Here is a 17,613-nt window from a genome sequence, read left to right as displayed (position 1 = left end):
ATAACCCGTGCTCCGGAGCAGTTTTGAAAATGGCAGACGGCAAGAGATTCTTTTTTCCGGCTACACGCCTCATCCTCGCCGCTTTGCTGGCGGGCGTGCTGGCCGGCGCGGTCGCGGTATATGTCAGCGAGAGCGGTTCTGGCAACAATGCTCCCGAGAAGGTCGCCGCGGCCGCCGGCAAGGACGATGCCGCTTGCGCGGCGAAGGCCGCCCGGGCCAAGACTGTCGCCGCAAAGGCCGTCGGCCAGGTCGCGGCGCTGCAGCCGGCCGACCCGCCGCAATCGCTGAAGAGCCTTGCCTTCAACGGCCCCGACGGCAAGCCGATGACAATCGCCGACCATGCCGGCAAGACCGTGCTGCTCAATCTCTGGGCCACATGGTGCGCGCCGTGCCGCGCCGAGATGCCGGCGCTCGACGCGCTGCAGAAGGAGAAGGGCAGCAATGCCTTCGAGGTGATCGCGGTCAATGTCGACACCGGCGACGATACGAAGCCGAAGAAGTTCCTCAACGAGATCGGCGTCGAGACGCTCGGCTTCTATCGGGACCCGACGATCGCGCTGTTCAACGAGGCAAAGACGCGCGGACTGGCGCTAGGGCTTCCCGTGACCATGCTGATCGACGCGGATGGTTGCCTGATCGCGCATATGAACGGCCCGGCCGAATGGTCGAGCCCCGACGCCAAGCGGCTGGTGGAAGCGGCCCTCGAACCCTGATCGCGACCGCTATCTTACCCTGACCGTAACCACCAGCGCCTCGTGGTCGGCGCTCGGACTGCCGTCCGGCAACACCGCCGGCAGCGTCGCCGGCGCGCTTGCCGAAAGGCCGCGGGTGAAGAACCAGTCGATGTGACCGGCAGGTGTGGCGTCGCCTGCCGCGCGCCGCTGCGTCGGCTTGTCGAACGCATTGGCGTCGCGCCAGTCGTAGCCGCGTTCGGCCATGATGGCGAAGAGGGGCTCGTGGCGATCGGGGCACATCAGCCGGTCCGGTTCGGCATCGATGCGGGCCTGCCATGCGGCCGGATCGGCGTGGCGCTCTTCATAGGTTGCGGTCAGCGTGTTGAAACCGCCGCCGATCAGGACCGGCGCTTCCGCGTCATATCTGTCGATGGCGTCGAGCAGGTGGCGCGTCTGGTCGGCGCGGCCGGCTGGCGCGGTGCGGTTCTCGAGATGCACCGAAACGACGGTGAGCCGACGCTCGCCCACCATTACCTGGCCGCCAATCGCCATGCGGCCGCCGATCCGCGGTTGGCCGTGCTCCGGCAGAAACCAGGCGCCGGCGGCGTCCAGCCGAACGAGGAAGGGCCGCAGCAGCGGGACGGCGCTGGTTACGGCGTTGCCGTGGAAGCCCTCAATGTTCTCGGCGCCCCTATCTTGCCGCCTGCTCGGCCTCATTGCCGGTGCCGAGTTCGAGGAACTCGACGCCATAGGCGTAGGAGTGGCCTAAACGATCGGCAAGCCGGCTCAAGAGATGGCCGTTGCCCGAGCGCGCCATGCCCTTGTCGACTTCGGACAGCAGCACGACGTGCGGCGCCTGGCCGGCTATCGTAGCGGCGATGGCATCGACATGACGCAGGCGCTCGACGTTCCACGCCATGACGGTCAGGCTCTCGCCGGCGCTCTCGCGCGACGCCTTGCCGCCGATCTCGATCTCGCCGAGGGCGGGAACGGCGGCAGCGTGGCGCAGATGGGTGGCGCTGTCGCGCGGTCCGTCCCGCATGGCGTTGCGGACGGCGACAGGCACGTGCGTGAGCTGCGGGACCAGCATCTCTCTTCTCATCCAGTTAGCCGGTTAATCACGGAGGTCTTTTCGCCGCTTGGCGGCGCCCTAGCTCTCTAGAGCGCCGATGTGACGTTTTCATGCCGGTGCGACCGCTGCCAGGGGAGGAGAGACTGGCTGTCCACAGGGGCTTCGGGCCCACAACAGAACTGTCACATACCTTCTCTATGAGAGCGGGCAAGGACTTGCGCAAAACCCTTGTCACACTGCCACTCAAGAGGGAAAACCATGACGATCATCAAGCGGGGCTTCGCTGCCCTTGCCGCCGGCGCGCTCAGCACCGCGCTTGCGGTTCCTGCTATTGCCGAGCCGGTCAAATTCGATTTCTGGTTCGGTCTTTCGGGCGACCTCGCCCGCGTCGTCGACACGCTGTGCAAGAACTTCAACGATTCCCAGAAGGACTACCAGGTCGTCTGCACCAGCCAGGGCAATTACGACGCCACGCTGCAGAACACGATCGCCGCCTTCCGTGCCGGCAAGCAGCCCACCGTCGTCCAGGTCTATGACGTCGGCACCGCCACCATGATGCTGTCGGGCGCCTATAAGCCCGCCGACAAGCTGATGGAAGAGAACGGCTACAAGATCGACTACAGCGACTATTTCCCCGGCATCGCCCGCTATTACGCAACCTCGAAGGGCGAGATGCTGTCCTTCCCGTTCAACTCGTCAACGGCGCTGATGTACTGGAACAAGGACGCCTTCGCCAAGATCGGCAAGACCGAGGCGCCGAAGACCTGGGAAGATGTCGGCGCCGACCTCAAGGCGCTGAAGGACGCCGGCTATGATTGCCCGATGGCGATCAACATCTCGGCCAATGAAAGCTGGCAGCTGATGGAGCAGTTCTCGGCGCTGCACAACCAGCCGATCGCCACCAAGAACAATGGCTATGACGGTCTCGACGCGCGTCTGGAAGTCAACAAGACCAAGTTCGTCCAGTACGTCACCGACTTGAAGAAGTGGTATGACGCAGGCCTGGTCAAGATCAAGTCGAAGGATCTCGGCCAGGATATGGTGCAGGCCTTCGCCACCGGCACCTGCCAGCTCATCCTCACCTCAGTCGGCGACCATGGCACGGTCGGCCGCACCCAGAAGGAAGGCATGAAGTGGGATGTCGCCGAGCTGCCGGTCTATGCCGGCACCGAGCGCAAGAACTCGCTGGTCGGCGGCGCTTCGCTGTGGGTGCTGTCCGGCAAGTCGGACGCCGAATACAAGGGCGCGGCCGCTTTCCTCAACTTCATCCACGATCCCAAGACCGCTTTGTTCTGGTCGACCAACACCGGCTACATTCCGGTGACCAAGTCGGGCTTCGATTTCATGAAGTCAAACGGCTTCTACGACAAGGCGCCTTACAAGGGCCGTGAAGTAGCCATCGAAAGCCTGACTGCGTCGGAGCCGACCGAGATCACCCGCGGCATCCGCCTCGGCAACTTCACCCAGATCCGCGCCGAGTTCGGCACGCAGATGCAGGCGATCTTCGCCAACAAGGTCAGCGTCCAGCAAGGCCTCGACACTCTGGTCAAGAATGGCGACGCGATCCTAGAGCGCTTCCAGCAGACCTATCCGGGTAAGACCCTGCCCTGATCCCGGATAGCGGAACGGCCGCCCGTCGGGAATCGACGGGCGGCCATTTCACATCTAGGTTTACCGTGAAGGTGGGCTGACGGTTCAACGGCATCGGCGGATCGATGGAAAAACGCGTCACTTTCGGCAGATGGACGATCGGCATCCTGTTCGCGGTGCCGCAGCTTCTTCTGATCTTCACCTTCTTCTACTGGCCGGCCGGCCAGGCGGTTTACTGGTCGCTGACGCTGCAGCAGCCCTGGGGCGGCGGCAATATCTGGGTCGGGCTCGACAATTTCCGTTCGATCCTCGCCAATGCCGACTACTGGAATTCCATCACCGCCAGCATGATCTTCGCCGGCATCAGCACGGGCCTTGCGATGGTCATCGCGCTGGTGCTCGCCGCCTTGACCGACCGGCAGCTTGCCGGCTCATGGCTGTATCGCGTGGTGCTGATCTGGCCCTACGGCATCGCCGCGCCCGCTCTGGCGCTGGCATTTCGTTTCATCCTGGCGCCGGAAGCCGGCTTCCTGGCCGTCGTCAACCGGGTCTGGCCGGGCTTCTGGGACCCGGGCCTCGACGGCGCCGACGCGATGGCCTCGATCATCATCGCCTTTTCCTGGAAATATGTCGGCTATAATTTCATCTTCTTCCTCGCCGCCTTCCAGGCGATCCCGCGTTCGCTGATCGAGGCGGCCGCCATGGACGGCTCCGGCGTCATCCGGCGCTTCTGGGACATCCAGTTCCCGCTGATCACGCCGACCATCTTCTTCCTGCTGGTCATCAATATCACCGAGAGCTTTCAGGACTCCTTCGGCATCGTCGACATCATGACCGCAGGCGGACCGGCCAACGCCACCAATCTGATGGTCTACAAGATTTATTCCGACGGCTTCAAAGGCCTCGATTATTCGGGCGCCGCCGCACAGAGCATCATCCTGATGCTGCTCATCGTCGCACTGACCATCGTCCAGTTCCGCTTCATCGAGCGGCGCGTGCATTACCGTTGAGGCGGGCCATGGTCGAGCGCACCCCGATCCTCAATTTCTTCACGCATCTGATCCTGTTTGCCGGCTTCGTATTTTGCGTGGCGCCGTTCGTCATCGTAGCGATCGCCGCCTCGCACAATCTGAAGGACGTCAACGACGTGCCGATGTCGCTGCTGCCGGGCAGCGATTTCTGGGTCAACATCAAGACGGCGTGGACGACGGCCGATCTCGGCCCGAAGCTGCTCAACTCCTTCATCATGGCGTTCGGCGTCGCCGCCGGCAAAGTAATCGTGTCGGCGCTGACGGCCTTCTCGATCGTCTATTTCCGCTATCCCGGCCGCACGCTGATCTTCTGGCTGATCTTCATCACGCTGATGCTGCCGCTCGAAGTGCGCATCGTCCCGACCTACGCGGTGGTCGCCAACGTGCTGGAGCCCTATCAGACGATCATGGACCTGACGGGGCTTTCCTGGCTGATCCAGAAGATATCGGGGGTTCAGGTCCAGCTCAGCCTGGGACTGCTCAATTCCTACAGCGGCCTGATCCTGCCGCTGGTCGCCACCGCCACCGGCACGTTCCTCTACCGCCAGTTCTTCCTGACCGTGCCTGACGAATTGACCGAGGCCGCGCGCATGGACGGCGCCGGCGCGCTGCGCTTCTTCGTCGATATCCTTCTGCCGCTGTCGCGCAACAACATGGCGGCGCTCGGCACCATCATGTTCCTGTGGGCCTGGAACCAGTATCTGTGGCCGTTGCTCATCACCACGGACCAGTCGCATGCGATGGCCGTGACCGAGCTGAAGCAGCTCATTCCCAATGTCGGCGGGGCGCCGGAATGGCATATCGCCATGGCCGGCACGCTGATCGTCATGCTGCCGCCGCTGATCGTCGTGGTCCTGATGCAGCGCTGGTTCGTGCGCGGCCTGATCGCCACCGAAAAATAGGGAGACAAAAATGGCCTCCATCACCATTCGCGGCGTCAAGAAGAACTACGCCAAGACGCAGGTCGTGCACGGCGTCGATCTTGACTTCGCCTCGGGCGAATTCGTCGTCATCCTCGGACCGTCGGGCTGCGGCAAGTCTACGCTGCTCAGGATGATCGCGGGACTGGAAGATTTCCGACGGCACGATCGCGATCGACGGCACGGTGGTCAACAAGCTCGAGCCGCGCGAGCGCGGCTGCGCCATGGTGTTCCAGAACTACGCGCTCTACCCGCATATGAGCGTGGCGCAGAACATCGGCTATTCGCTGAAGGTGGCCGGCGTTCCGTCGGCCGAACGCGCCCGGCGTGTCCAGGCGGTGGCGCGCGTCCTGGAGCTGGAGCACCTGCTCGACCGCAAGCCGATGGCGCTCTCCGGCGGCCAGCGCCAGCGTGTTGCCATGGGCCGCGCCATGATCCGCGAGCCCAAGGTCTTCCTCTTCGACGAGCCGCTCTCAAACCTCGATGCCAAGCTGCGCGTGCAGATGCGCTCCGAGATCCGCAAGCTGCACCGGCGCCTCAGCGCCACCTCGGTCTTCGTCACGCATGACCAGGTCGAGGCGATGACGCTGGCTGACCGGCTGGTGGTGATGAATGGCGGCCGCGTCGAGCAGGTCGGCACGCCGGCGGAAGTCTACAGCCGGCCGGCCAGCCGCTTCGTGGCGACTTTCGTCGGCGCCCCGGCGATGAACATACTCGAAGGCACGGTCACGCTGGACGGGCTGTCGCTGCTCGGCGACAGCCGCAAGCTCAACGTGTCGCGCACAGGCCTGCCGGTCGGCGCGAAAGTCGCTGTCGGCATCCGGCCGGAGGCGGTGCGCATGGTGGCGCCGGGCGCGCCCGGAGCGCTCGCGGCGACCGTCGACCTTATCGAGGAACTGGGCGCCGGCCGCGTCGTCTATGTCGATCTCGACGGCGCGCCGTTCTCCGTGGTGACATCCGAGACCGTCCACCCCGAACCAGGCAGCACGATCGGCCTGCAGTTCGCCGAAGCAGACCTGCATTTCTTCTCCTCGGAGACAGGCGGCAGGCTGGACGTGTTCAAGGCCTCGGTGCCTGAGCCGGCGCTGTAAGGCGGTTGGCGACTTCGCGAAATTCGATTGAGGGTTCACGGAATGAAGATCATCCAGGTGACCGACGTCCATCTCGGCCGTCGGAGTGAAATCCGCTACGGCGCCGATCTGCATGAGCGGCTCGACCGCTGCATCGACCATATCAATGCTCGTCATGGCGACGCGGCGCTTTGCATCTTCACCGGCGACCTGACGGATGCCGGCGAGGCGCAAGCCTATGCCGACCTGAAGGCGGCGCTGAGCCGGCTCACGGTGCCTTACAGGCTGCTGCCCGGAAACCACGACCGGCGCGCCAACCTCATCGCCGCCTTTCCCGAGAACGGAACCGACGGCAACGGTTTCGTGCAGTCGGTTTTCGACACGCCGGAAGCGCGCTTGGTTTTCCTCGACAGCCTGGCGGAAGGCCGCGTCACCGGCGAGTTGTGCGACAACCGGCTTGCCTGGCTCGACGCGCGGCTGGGCGAAGCGGCAGGCAAGGCGGCCTATGTCTTCCTGCACCACCCGCCGGTCGAGCTCGGGCTCACGCTGCTCGACCCGCTCGGCCTCGAACAGCCGCAGCGGCTGATCGATGTGCTGACGCGCCACGGCAATGTCCGCTACATCTTCTTCGGCCATGTCCATCGCGACATAGCCGGCACCGTCGCGGGCATTCCGTTTTCGGCGCAGCGCGGCCTGCATGCCCGCTTCATGCTCGATCTCATCGGCGACGAGGTTGTCGAGCAGGCACCGCCCGCCTATTCGATCATCCTGATCGAGGGCCAGCGCGTCGTCATCCACAGCCACGATTTCCTGGAGAGCTGGCCGCTGTGGTCGCCGGCAACTGGGCAGCGCGTGCGCTGAGGCATGTCGATATTCAGGTGAGGCCGGCCTGCAAACGGCGGTTTCCTGCGCTTCCGGTGCTCACGTACTTCAAGTACGCTCCGCTCCGGTTCTCGGAACCCGCCGTTTTCGGCTCGGCCTGACCTGAATCCCGACACGCCTCAACCCGGACCTAAGCAAACACATGCGCCTTGCCGGTGACGGTGAGGCGCACGATCTCGCCGACCGCTGGCGCGTCCATGCCTGTCTTGCGCAGGATGAGCGGGGTGTTGCCGATGGCAGCCGCATCGGGCGGATCGGGGCTGTTGAGCAGCCGCACCCCGACGGTGCAGACCGAGCCGGCGAACTCGCAGTCCGTCACTTCGCCGAACAGCATGTCTGGCGTGCCCGACATGCCCTCGCGCGAGGTCCGCTTGAGGAGGATTTGCTCGGGTCGCAGCATGATGCGCGCGACATCGCGTCGTTCCTTTGTGTCGACCGCGATGCGGCCGAGCGGCGACATAGCGAAGCCGTTGGCGATTTTCGCCGGCAGGATGATGGCGTCGCCGAGGAACTCGGCGACCATCCTGTCCCTGGGCTGGAAATAGAGCTCGCGCGGCGTGCCGACCTGCGAGAACAGGCCGTCACGCATCACCGCCACCTGGCTGGCGAAGGACAGCGCCTCGGCCTGGTCGTGGGTGACCAGGATGGTGGTGATGCCCGCCTCTTCCAGAAGCTCGGCCACCGCCTTGCGCATCGAGGCGCGAAGCCCGGTATCAAGGGCCGAGAACGGCTCGTCGAGCAGCATCAGCCTCGGCTTCATCGCCATGGCGCGGGCAAGCGCGACGCGCTGCTGCTGACCGCCGGACAGCTCGTGCGGCCGGCGCTTCAGGACCGCCTTGTCCAATCCGACGATGTAGGCGAGCTCGACGATGCGCTCGTTGCGCCTGTCTTCGCTACGGGCCATGCCGAAACCGATATTGTCGGCGATGCTGAGATGCGGGAAGAGGGCGCCATCCTGGGCGACCACGCCGATGCCGCGGCGATGCGCCGGCACGGCGGCGCCGCCATTGGCCAGCACCTTGCCGTCGAGCGTGATGCGGCCGCGGTCCGGCGCCTCGAAGCCGGCGATCAGCCTGAGCAAGGTGGTCTTGCCGCAGCCGGACGGCCCGACGATCGCGGTGCGGCTGCCGCTTTCGACAGCCAAGTCGACGCCGGCGAGCGCCGTCACCGGGCCGTAGCTTTTCGCGACGTCGCTGAGTTCGAGAAAGCTCATCGTCCGGCCATCCGCTTCGACTGGATGTAGAGCCACCAGGTCATCGGCAGCGACATCGCCACCATGATCAGCGCGTAAGGGGCGGCGGAGGCGTAGTCGATCTCGCCGCTATAGGACCAGAAAGCCATCGCCAGCGTGCGGGTGCCGTTGGGAGCCAGCATCTGGGTGGCGGTGAGCTCGTTGGTGATGCCGAGCGCCACCATGGCCATGCCGGCCGCGGCACCCGGCGCCGACAGGCGAACGGTCGTCGACCACAGCGCCTTGACCGGCGACCGGCCGAGGCTGGAAGCGGCACGCTCCAGCTCCACCGGCGCCTGCGCGATCGAGGCGCGCAGGCTGACCAGCGCGCGCGGCAGGAACATCAGCGCATAACCGAACAGGATGGTGAACAGCGTCTGGTAGAGCGGCAGCGCGACGCGCACGGTGATCGTCACCAGCGCCAGCGCGGTGACCACCCCCGGCAGCGCGCCGACGATATAGTTGCAGCTCTCGAGCAGGCGCTGCAGCGGCCCTGGCGCGCGGATCGAAATCCAGGCCATCGGCATGGCGGCCAGCGTTGCAAGCACCGCGCCGGCAATGGCGAGGAACAGCGTTTGGCCGAGCGCCAGGCCGATCTCGTCCCAACGCCAGACTTCCGTGCCGCCGGCGAGCAGCCAGCGGCTTACGGTGACGAAGGGCACGCCGAGCGACAGCAGCGCGACGCCGGCCGGCAAAAGCAGGCATGGCAGGGTGGCGCGGCCGAGGCGAGCACGCTGCTGCTTGCGCGCGGCGCCGGAACCGACGCGGGCATAGCGCTCCTCGCCGCGAATCATCACCTCGAGGGCGAGCAGGAAAAGGCAGCAGACCACCAGCACTGCGGCCAGCATGTTGGCGGCCGGACCGTTGAAGGTCGACTGGAACTGGTCGACGATCGCGGTGGTGAACGTGTCGAAACGGATGAAGACATAGAGGCCGTATTCGGCCAAGAGATGCAGGCCGACCAGCAGCGAGCCGCCGCAGATGGCGAGCCTCAGCTGCGGCAGCACGACCCGCGCGAAAACCCGCCATGGGCCGAGGCCAAGCGCCGCGGCCGCATCTTCCAGCGCTGGATCGAGCCGGCGCAGCGCGGCGGCGATCGGCAGATAGAGGAACGGGAAATAGGCGATGACGGAGACCAGCACGCCGGCCCAGAGCCCGTGCAGGCCCGGAACGAAGCTGATCCAGGCATAGGAGTGCACGAAAGCGGGGATAGCGAGCGGCGCGACCGACAGCCAGGACCACCAGCGGTTGCCCGGCAGATCGCTGCGCTCTGTCAGCCAGGCCAGCGCCACAGAGAGCACGATGGCGATCGGCACTGTGACGACGACGAGGAGCACGGTGTTGACCAGCAATTCGCCGACGCGCGGGCGGAAGATCAGCGCCACCACGGTGTCCCAGCCGGTCTGGATCGCGACCCAGACGATGAAGGCGAGCGGCAGCAGCGCAACGAGCGAGATGAGAGCCGCTGCGACCGTGATCCAAGACGTGGACCGGCGCTCCTTCATCCGGGCCGCAGGCGGTCTTGCCGGCGTCATGTCGATCGCCGACTGCATCAGGCAGGCCGCTGGGTCGCCTCCGCCTGCCGGCGGAAGCGGTGCGATGTGCCACTCAGGCGGGTCGAAGCGCAGTCGACTGTCATCGACGAGGCGATCTCCAAACAAAAACGCTCCCGCGGAAGGCGAATTGCCGCGGGAGCACGGTCGTCGCCCTTTTAGGACGAACGCGAACTAAAGCAAGCCGGCTTGCGTCATCAGCTCGATGACCTTCTTGGAATTCAATCTCGCCGGATCGACTTTCGGCGCCTGCAGATCGGCCAGGGGCACCAGCTTCGGGTTGGACTGGGCATCCTTGCCGACCGCATATTCATAGGACGTTCCGGTCTTCAGCACGTCCTGGCCGCCCTTGCCGGTCACCCACTTCAGGAACGCCTGGGCTTCCTTCGGGTGCTTGCTCGACGCCAGCACGCCACCGCCGGAGATCGACACGAAGGCGCCCGGATCCTGGTTCTTGAAATAATTCAGGGCGACATTCCGGCTGTTTTCGCCGGTCTTGGCCTGATCGCCGAAATAATAATAGTGGTAGATCATGCCGCCATCGATCTCGCCGGCATTGACGGCCTTCATCACCGTTGAGTTGCCCTTGTAGGCGGTGAAGTTCTCCTTCATCGCCTTCAGCCAGTCGGCGGTGGCGGCTTCGCCCTTGAGGTCGAGCAGTGCGCTGACGATGGCCTGGAAGTCGGCGCCGGACGGCGAGGCAGCCCAGCGGCCCTTCCAGCTCGGGTCGGCGAGATCGAGCAGCGACTTGGGCAGTTGGTCTTCCTTCAGCTTGTTCTTGTTGTAGGCAAAGACGGTGCTGCGGGCGGCGACGCCGACCCATTTGCCAGTCGACGGCTGGTATTCCTGCGGGACCTGGGCGAGGGTCTCGGCATCGACCGGCGCGAACAGGCCCGCCGCCTCGACCAGCGCCATGGCTGGTGAGTTCTCGGTCAGGAACACGTCGGCCGGCGAGGCCGCGCCCTCGGCGACGATCTGGTTGGAGAAGTCGCTGTCGCCGCCATTGCGCAGCGTCACCTTGATGCCGGTTTCCTTGGTGAACCCCTTCGCCCATTCCTTGGCCAGGCTCTCATGCTGGGCATTGTAGACGATGATGCCTTGATCCTCGGCCATGGCCGGGCCGGCGATCAGGCCGAGCGCCAGCGCGGCGCCGGCAAGCGTGGAAAGGGCAATTTTCATGGGCATCGTCCTTAAAACTGGAGACAAGGGTTCGGGCACGGCTGCACCTATCAATACATGAGTGTTGCAGTCAACATTGTGACCCTGCTTCAATCGGTCGCTGTGCCGCAAACTTTCGTGATTTTGCGGCAGTTTGGCTTGGACATTATTTGGCCGGCCACGTAACAAACCAGGGCCGAGACGCGAACATTGGGGGTAACTCTTGTGACCGGCAAGGACGAGGCCGAGCTTTCCCGGCTGCTCAGGGCCGCGATCGCGGGAGATGAAAGGGCTTATGCCGACTTTCTGCACCGCATTGCCGCCCTCGTTCGCGGTTTTATCCGGCGCAAGATCGTTCAGGGCGGGGTCGATCCCGAGGATATCGTGCAGGAAACCTTGCTGGCCATTCATGTCAAACGCCACACCTGGCGGCCTGACGCGCCGGTGCTGCCCTGGATCTATGCGATCGCCCGATTCAAGCTGATCGACGCGTTCCGCCGACGCGGGCGGCGCATCGAGGTCGAGATCGACGAGATCGCCGAAACCTTCGCCGAGCCGGAGACGGAAACGGTGAGCGAGCGCGACATCAACCGGGCGCTCGACGGGCTGCCGCCGGCGCAACGCTCCGTGGTCTCGTCGATCTCAGTCGACGGGCAGTCGATCGGCGAGACGGCGGCGAAGCTCGGCATCAGCGAGACGGCGGTGCGCGTATCGCTGCATCGGGGCCTCGCCGCGATCGCCAGACGGTTTGGACGAACAGCGACATGAGGACAGAGGATCTCATCAAGGCGCTCGACGCCGATGCCCGCGACAAGGCCATGCCGCTCGGCAAGGCCTGGTGGCTGGCGGTCGGCGTGGCCGTGGTGATCGCGGGGGTGGTCTTCTTTGCGACCATCGGGCCGCGTCCCGACATCATGCCGGCCATGCACACGATGCGCTTCATGTCGAAATTCGTATTCACGCTGGTGCTTGCGGCCAGCGCCTTCGCGCTGATCCGCGCGCTGTCGGTGCCGGGTGCTTCGACCGGGCGGGCGATGGCCTGGATGATCGCCGCGCCGCTTCTGGTGGTGCTGGCGGTGGTTCTGGAGCTTTTCGTCGTGCCCGAGGCCGATTGGGGCAAGCGACTTATCGGCTCGAACATGATGATCTGCATGAGCTTCATCCCGCTGATCGGCATTGGTCCGCTGGCTATCTTCCTCGGAATGCTGCGCTATGGCGCTCCGACGCGGCCGGTGTTGGCGGGCGCGGTGGCCGGCCTGCTCGCGGGCGGGCTCGCGGCAACCTTTTATGCCGCGCATTGCTTCGATGATTCGCCGCTCTTCGTCGCCACCTGGTATACGATCGCAATCGCCTTCCTGACGCTGCTCGGCGCCGTCGGCGGCCGGCTTTTCGTGCGCTGGTAGCCGTATAGCGATCCTTAGGTAGAGTTTAGAAACAGTCCCTTAATCATGCCGGAAATTGTTTGCCGATAGCGGAGCGATCGCTGTCGTCCGTGCAACCATTCCTTAAAACCGATCCACCAGGGTTGTGGCAACGTGCAGTGCGTGTTGGGTGGGATCGCCTCGTGGCGTGGTTGAACTGGAAAGGGCTCCGTGCCGACGGCCATGCTGCGCAGGCTTTGCTGGCGGTCGGGTTGGTTGCCGCCGCTGCGTCGGTCCTGCTGCCGCGCCTCGAATTCGGCGCCGATGCGCTGAAGCTCTGCCTGCAGGTTTCCGTGGCTATCACGGCCGCGACGCTGTTCTTGTCGGCGCTGTTCATCCACCGCATCGTCGATGATCGCCGGCAGATCGCCGAGAGCGAGCAGCGCTTCCGCCGGGCCATGGAAGATTCGGCGATCGGCGTCGCCATTGTCGGCCTCGATGGTCGCATCCAGCAGGCCAATCCCGCCTTCGCCGCGATGCTGGGCTACAGCCGCGCGGAGATCGAAGCACTGACCTTCCCGCAGATCACGCATCCGGACGATCTTGCGATCGGCCGCGAGACGATGCTGAACGTGCGGGAAGGCCGGATCAGCTCCTACCACTTCGAAAAGCGCTATCTCAGGAAAGACGGAACTGCGGTCTGGGCGCAGCTCGCCGGCTCGGTCATCCGCGACGAGGACACCCGCAAGCCGCTTTATCTCGTGTCCCAGATCGAGGACATCGACGCCCGCAAGCAGGCCGAGGCGCGCATCGCCGAGGCCGAGACCCGGTGGAACTTCGCGCTCACCAGCACCGGACAGGGCGTCTGGAGCCTCGATATGCGCAAGGGCGGCACCACCTATTCCGAAACCTGGGTGAAGATGCTGGGCTACGCCCATGGCGAGCTCGACGGCGACCCCGGCCGCTGGCTGACCATGATCCACCCCGACGACCGCGAAATTGTCGCCGAGGCGGATCGCGCGCATCTTGCCGGCGAGACGGCCTTCTTCGAGGCCGAGTTCCGGATGCGGCACAAGGACGGGCACTGGGTCTGGATCCTCGACCGCGGCAAGGCGATCGAGCGCGACGGCGAGGGCCGACTGATCCGGGCCATCGGCAGCCTGACCGATATCACCGAGCGCAAGGAGGCGGAGGCGCGGCTGATGGTTTCGGCGACGCTGCTGGCCGACGAGAAGGAGCGCCTCAGAGTGACGCTGCACTCGATTGGCGACGCTGTGATCTGCACCGACGCCGCCAACCGCATCACCTTCATGAACCCGATCGCGGAAAAGCTCACCGGCGTCGACGTCGGCGAGGCGCTGGGAAAGCTGCTCGGCCATGTCTATTGGGCGGTCGACGAGGAAAGCGGGCACAGAATCGGCCTGACGCGTCCTTCGGCGGGCGAACGCCCGAACTGCGACCACAACACGCGCGCTGTCCTTGTCCGGCGCGACGACACCCGATGCAGCATCCGCCAGGTGGTGTCGCCGATCATGAATGACCGCGAGGAGTTCTGCGGCCTGGTCATCGTCTTCCAGGATTTCAGCGACGCGCGCGCCCTGCAACGCCAGCTGGCCTATGCCGCCGCTCATGACGCGTTGACCGGGCTCGCCAACCGTTCGAGCTTCATGCGCACCATGGAAGATCTGGTCGATCAGTGCCGCATCAATGGCGGCGAGCATCAGTTCATGTTCGTCGATCTCGATCACTTCAAGGCGGTCAACGACACCGGCGGCCATGCCGCGGGCGATGCGCTGCTCAAGCGCGTGGCCGACACGTTGCGCAGCGTGCTCGGTGCGGAAGACATTGTCGCACGGCTCGGCGGCGACGAATTCGCCGTTATCCTCAAATCGGGCGCCGCTGAGCGCGGGCCGATCGCGGCGCGCTCGATCATCGATGCCATCCGCAACCTCAACTTCAGCTGGGACGGGCGCCTGCATTCGATCGGCGCCAGCATCGGGCTTGCGCCGATCCGCGCCGGCTGTGGCGAGGTGGACGAGATCATCGCCCGCGCCGACGCCGCCTGTTATGCCGCCAAGGCGGCAGGCCGCGGCTGCGTTTCCGCCGCGCCCGACGAAGCTTCGAAAGATTTGGCGCCACTGCCGCTTGCCGCGGCTTCCTGAGCCGCGTCGAAAGGGTTCAGCCGCAGAAGATCAGCGCGTCGGCACCGGATGGTCGCCGCGATAATCGTAGAAGCCGCGACCGGTCTTGCGGCCGAGCCAGCCGGCTTCGACATATTTCACCAGCAGCGGGCACGGGCGGTATTTGGAGTCCGACAGGCCCTCATGCAGCACCTGCATGATCGACAGGCAGGTGTCGAGGCCGATGAAGTCGGCGAGCTGGAGCGGTCCCATCGGGTGGTTGGCGCCGAGCCGCATGGCGGTGTCGATGGCGTCGACCGTGCCGACGCCTTCGTAGAGCGTGTAGATCGCCTCGTTGATCATCGGCAAAAGAATGCGGTTGACGATGAAAGCCGGGAAATCCTCCGAGACGGTGATGGTCTTGTCGAGGTGCTTCACATAGGTCTTGGCGGCCTCGAAGGTCTGGTCCTCGGTGGCGATGCCGCGCACCAGCTCGACCAGCTTCATCACCGGCACCGGGTTCATGAAGTGGATGCCGATGAAGCGCTCCGGACGGTCGGTCTGGGCGGCAAGCCGGGTGATCGAGATCGACGAGGTGTTGGTCGCCAGAATCGCTTCCGGATTGAGCTGCGGGCAGAGCTGCGCGTAGATCTTGCGCTTGACCGTTTCATCCTCGGTCGCCGCTTCGATCACCAGATCGGCGGCGGCGAGGTCGGCCATGGCCGGGGCGGCGGAGATGCGCGCCATCGCTTCGTTGCGCGCCTTCTCCTCGAGCTTGCCGGAGCCGACCTGGCGGGCCATGTTGCCGCTTATCGTGGCGATGCCCTTCTCGATCCGGTCAGCCGATATGTCGTGGATCAGGACCTTGTAGCCGCCCAGCGCCGAGACATGGGCGATACCGCCACCCATCTGACCCGCGCCGACAATGCCGATCGTCTCGATCTTGCTCATGACCCCGATCCCGTCCGGAGCAGTTCCGCTTCCTTGAAGCAGGAACGCGCCTGTGTGTTTGTTTCTCGCAATCCCGGACGCAAACCGCCGGAATGGCTCAGACCTTGGCGGCCTGCTTTTTGTGCAGTGCAAACTAAAAGGGCGGGGCGACTTCGTCTACCCCACCCTTTGGATTTTAATATGCCAGAACCGGCGGCGTCAAAGCACCTTTTGCAGCTCCGGCAGGATGACGAAGAGATCGCCGACCAGGCCGTAATCGGCGACCTGGAAGATCGGCGCTTCCTCGTCCTTGTTGATGGCGACGATCACCTTCGAGTCCTTCATGCCGGCAAGGTGCTGAATGGCGCCGGAGATGCCGACGGCGATGTAGAGATCGGGCGCGACCACCTTGCCGGTCTGGCCGACCTGCCAGTCGTTCGGCGCGTAGCCAGCGTCGACCGCGGCGCGCGAGGCGCCGACCGCAGCGCCGAGCTTGTCGGCAACCGGCAGGATGACCTCCTGGAACTTCTCCGAGGAGCCGAGCGCGCGGCCGCCCGAGATGATGATCTTGGCCGAGGTCAGCTCCGGACGGTCGTTCTCGGAAAGCTTGTTCTCGACGAAAGACGACAGGCCGGGGTTGGCGGCGGCGCCGACCGTCTCGACCGAGGCGGAACCACCTTCCGGCGCTGCCGAGAAGGATGCGGTTCGTACGGTGATGACCTTCTTGGCGTCGGTCGACTGCACGGTCTGGATGGCGTTGCCGGCATAGATCGGCCGCTTGAAGGTATCCGGCGAGACGACCTCGATGATCTCGGAAACCTGGGCGACGTCGAGGAGTGCCGCCACGCGCGGGGCGACATTCTTGCCCGACGAAGTGGCCGGCGCGACGATCGCGTCATAGGAGCCGGCGAGCGAGACGACCAGCGCCGCCGTCGGCTCGGCGAGGCGCTCGGCAAGCTCGTCGGCCTCGGCGAGCAGCACCTTGCGGACGCCTTTCAGCTTGGCGGCGGCATCAGCCGCGCCCTTGGCGCCCTTGCCGGCCACCAGCACGTCGACATCCGAGCCGATCTGGAGGGCCGCCGAGAGCGCCTTGGCGGTCTGGTCGGAAAGGCTTGCATTGTCATGTTCGGCGATGAGGAGAATTGCCATTTTCTTTATCCTTTCCCGATCGCTTTAAAGCACGCCGGCTTCGTTCTTGAGCTTCTCGACCAGTTCGGCCACCGACTTCACCTTGACGCCGGCCTTGCGGCCGCCCGGCTCCTCGGTCTTGATCACCTTGAGGCGCGGCTTGACGTCGGCGCCGTAGTCGGCCGGGCTCTTCTCGTCGAGCGGCTTCTTCTTGGCCTTCATGATGTTGGGCAGCGAGGCATAGCGCGGCTGGTTGAGGCGAAGGTCGGCGGTGACGATCGCCGGCATCTTCAGCTCCACCGTCTGCAGGCCGCCGTCGACTTCGCGCGTCACCTTGGCCTTGTCACCGGCGAGCTCAATTTTTGAGGCGAAGGTCCCTTGAGCCCAGCCAAGCAACGCCGCCAGCATCTGGCCGGTCTGATTGCTATCGTCGTCGATCGCCTGCTTACCGAGGATGACGAGGCCGGGCTTCTCGGCCTCGACCACGCCCTTCAGCACCTTGGCCACACCCAGCGGCTCGGTCTGCTCGTCGGTCTTGACCAGGATTGCGCGGTCGGCGCCCATGGCGAGCGCGGTGCGCAGCGTCTCCTGCGCCTGCTGCGGGCCGATCGAGACGACGATGATTTCTTCCGCCTTGCCGGCTTCCTTGATGCGGATCGCTTCCTCGACCGCGATCTCGTCGAACGGGTTCATCGCCATCTTGACGTTGGCAAGCTCGACGCCCAGTCCGTCGGCTTTCACCCGGACCTTGACGTTGGCATCCACAACCCGCTTCACGGGCACAAGGATCTTCATTTTCCTGTCACCTCTCCTGAGATAGTCGGGGCGCTATAGCAGCGTGCGCCCTGTCAGAGTTGTCGAAAGCCGACATCTCGGACGGAATATCCGTCCAA

Annotated in this window: 16 protein-coding genes and 1 pseudogene; 9 read left to right on the top strand and 8 right to left on the bottom strand. The window is 64.9% G+C overall.

The window, feature by feature from the left end:
• Positions 1–29: 29 nt before the first annotated feature.
• Complete coding sequence (tlpA, locus tag O7A05_RS19725) at positions 30–713, top strand: thiol:disulfide interchange protein TlpA (RefSeq protein ID WP_337094657.1); 684 nt, start codon at positions 30–32, stop codon at positions 711–713.
• Between the two features lie 9 nt (positions 714–722).
• On the opposite strand, the gene O7A05_RS19720 is transcribed toward tlpA, so the two are convergent.
• Together O7A05_RS19720 and O7A05_RS19715 are read right to left on the bottom strand one after the other, a co-directional pair.
• The gene (locus O7A05_RS19720) at positions 723–1,391 is read right to left on the bottom strand and encodes a hypothetical protein (protein WP_337094656.1); all 669 of its coding nucleotides are present in this window, start codon (positions 1,389–1,391) and stop codon (positions 723–725) included.
• Positions 1,366–1,764: a hypothetical protein gene (locus O7A05_RS19715; RefSeq protein ID WP_337094655.1), complete on the bottom strand. Its 399-nt coding sequence runs from the start codon at positions 1,762–1,764 to the stop codon at positions 1,366–1,368. Before O7A05_RS19715 ends, O7A05_RS19720 begins: the two co-directional genes overlap by 26 nt.
• A gap of 240 nt (positions 1,765–2,004) precedes the next feature.
• Here O7A05_RS19715 and O7A05_RS19710 point away from each other — a divergent pair, with 240 nt between their 5' ends.
• The 5 genes and pseudogenes from O7A05_RS19710 to O7A05_RS19690 all read left to right on the top strand — a co-directional run bounded on the left by O7A05_RS19710 (position 2,005) and on the right by O7A05_RS19690 (position 7,218).
• Complete coding sequence (locus O7A05_RS19710; RefSeq protein ID WP_337094654.1) at positions 2,005–3,357, top strand: extracellular solute-binding protein; 1,353 nt, start codon at positions 2,005–2,007, stop codon at positions 3,355–3,357.
• Positions 3,358–3,461: 104 nt separating this feature from the next.
• Complete coding sequence (locus O7A05_RS19705) at positions 3,462–4,346, top strand: carbohydrate ABC transporter permease (RefSeq protein ID WP_337094653.1); 885 nt, start codon at positions 3,462–3,464, stop codon at positions 4,344–4,346.
• Positions 4,347–4,354: 8 nt separating this feature from the next.
• Positions 4,355–5,269, top strand: a complete 915-nt coding sequence (locus O7A05_RS19700; protein WP_337094652.1) for an ABC transporter permease subunit — start codon at positions 4,355–4,357, stop codon at positions 5,267–5,269.
• Positions 5,270–5,279: 10 nt separating this feature from the next.
• A pseudogene (gene ugpC / locus O7A05_RS19695) lies at positions 5,280–6,378 on the top strand (sn-glycerol-3-phosphate ABC transporter ATP-binding protein UgpC).
• A 42-nt stretch (positions 6,379–6,420) separates the two neighbouring features.
• On the top strand, positions 6,421–7,218 hold the full coding sequence (locus O7A05_RS19690) for a phosphodiesterase (protein ID WP_337094651.1): 798 nt from the start codon (positions 6,421–6,423) through the stop codon (positions 7,216–7,218).
• 151 nt (positions 7,219–7,369) lie between these two features.
• On the opposite strand, the gene O7A05_RS19685 is transcribed toward O7A05_RS19690, so the two are convergent.
• From O7A05_RS19685 to O7A05_RS19675, 3 genes are all read right to left on the bottom strand, one after another.
• Positions 7,370–8,452, bottom strand: a complete 1,083-nt coding sequence (locus O7A05_RS19685; protein ID WP_337094650.1) for an ABC transporter ATP-binding protein — start codon at positions 8,450–8,452, stop codon at positions 7,370–7,372.
• A complete protein-coding gene (locus tag O7A05_RS19680; protein WP_337094649.1) occupies positions 8,449–10,023 on the bottom strand; it encodes an ABC transporter permease in 1,575 nt (524 codons plus the stop codon). The genes O7A05_RS19685 and O7A05_RS19680 overlap by 4 nt, the downstream gene beginning before the upstream one ends.
• 174 nt (positions 10,024–10,197) lie before the next feature.
• On the bottom strand, positions 10,198–11,202 hold the full coding sequence (locus O7A05_RS19675) for an iron ABC transporter substrate-binding protein (protein ID WP_337094648.1): 1,005 nt from the start codon (positions 11,200–11,202) through the stop codon (positions 10,198–10,200).
• A gap of 204 nt (positions 11,203–11,406) precedes the next feature.
• Here O7A05_RS19675 and O7A05_RS19670 point away from each other — a divergent pair, with 204 nt between their 5' ends.
• The 3 genes from O7A05_RS19670 (at position 11,407) to O7A05_RS19660 (ending at position 14,704) form a co-directional block, all read left to right on the top strand.
• A complete protein-coding gene (locus O7A05_RS19670; RefSeq protein ID WP_337094758.1) occupies positions 11,407–11,949 on the top strand; it encodes a sigma-70 family RNA polymerase sigma factor in 543 nt (180 codons plus the stop codon).
• Entirely contained in the window at positions 11,946–12,584 is a 639-nt protein-coding gene (locus O7A05_RS19665; RefSeq protein ID WP_337094647.1) for an NrsF family protein, read from the top strand. Before O7A05_RS19670 ends, O7A05_RS19665 begins: the two co-directional genes overlap by 4 nt.
• A 161-nt stretch (positions 12,585–12,745) precedes the next feature.
• The gene (locus tag O7A05_RS19660; RefSeq protein WP_337094646.1) at positions 12,746–14,704 is read left to right on the top strand and encodes a PAS domain S-box protein; all 1,959 of its coding nucleotides are present in this window, start codon (positions 12,746–12,748) and stop codon (positions 14,702–14,704) included.
• Positions 14,705–14,734: 30 nt separating this feature from the next.
• Here O7A05_RS19660 and O7A05_RS19655 read toward each other — a convergent pair whose 3' ends face one another.
• The 3 genes from O7A05_RS19655 to O7A05_RS19645 all read right to left on the bottom strand — a co-directional run bounded on the left by O7A05_RS19655 (position 14,735) and on the right by O7A05_RS19645 (position 17,515).
• Entirely contained in the window at positions 14,735–15,613 is an 879-nt protein-coding gene (locus O7A05_RS19655) for a 3-hydroxybutyryl-CoA dehydrogenase (protein WP_126081053.1), read from the bottom strand.
• Between the two features lie 198 nt (positions 15,614–15,811).
• A complete protein-coding gene (locus tag O7A05_RS19650; protein ID WP_337094645.1) occupies positions 15,812–16,741 on the bottom strand; it encodes an electron transfer flavoprotein subunit alpha/FixB family protein in 930 nt (309 codons plus the stop codon).
• A gap of 24 nt (positions 16,742–16,765) precedes the next feature.
• A complete protein-coding gene (locus O7A05_RS19645) occupies positions 16,766–17,515 on the bottom strand; it encodes an electron transfer flavoprotein subunit beta/FixA family protein (RefSeq protein WP_337094644.1) in 750 nt (249 codons plus the stop codon).
• Positions 17,516–17,613: the final 98 nt, after the last annotated feature.

It is taken from the genome of Mesorhizobium argentiipisi (SeqCode) (genome assembly GCF_037179585.1).
GTDB classification, from domain to species: domain Bacteria; phylum Pseudomonadota; class Alphaproteobacteria; order Rhizobiales; family Rhizobiaceae; genus Mesorhizobium; species Mesorhizobium argentiipisi.
This window is presented reverse-complemented; position numbering and strand designations above follow the sequence as displayed.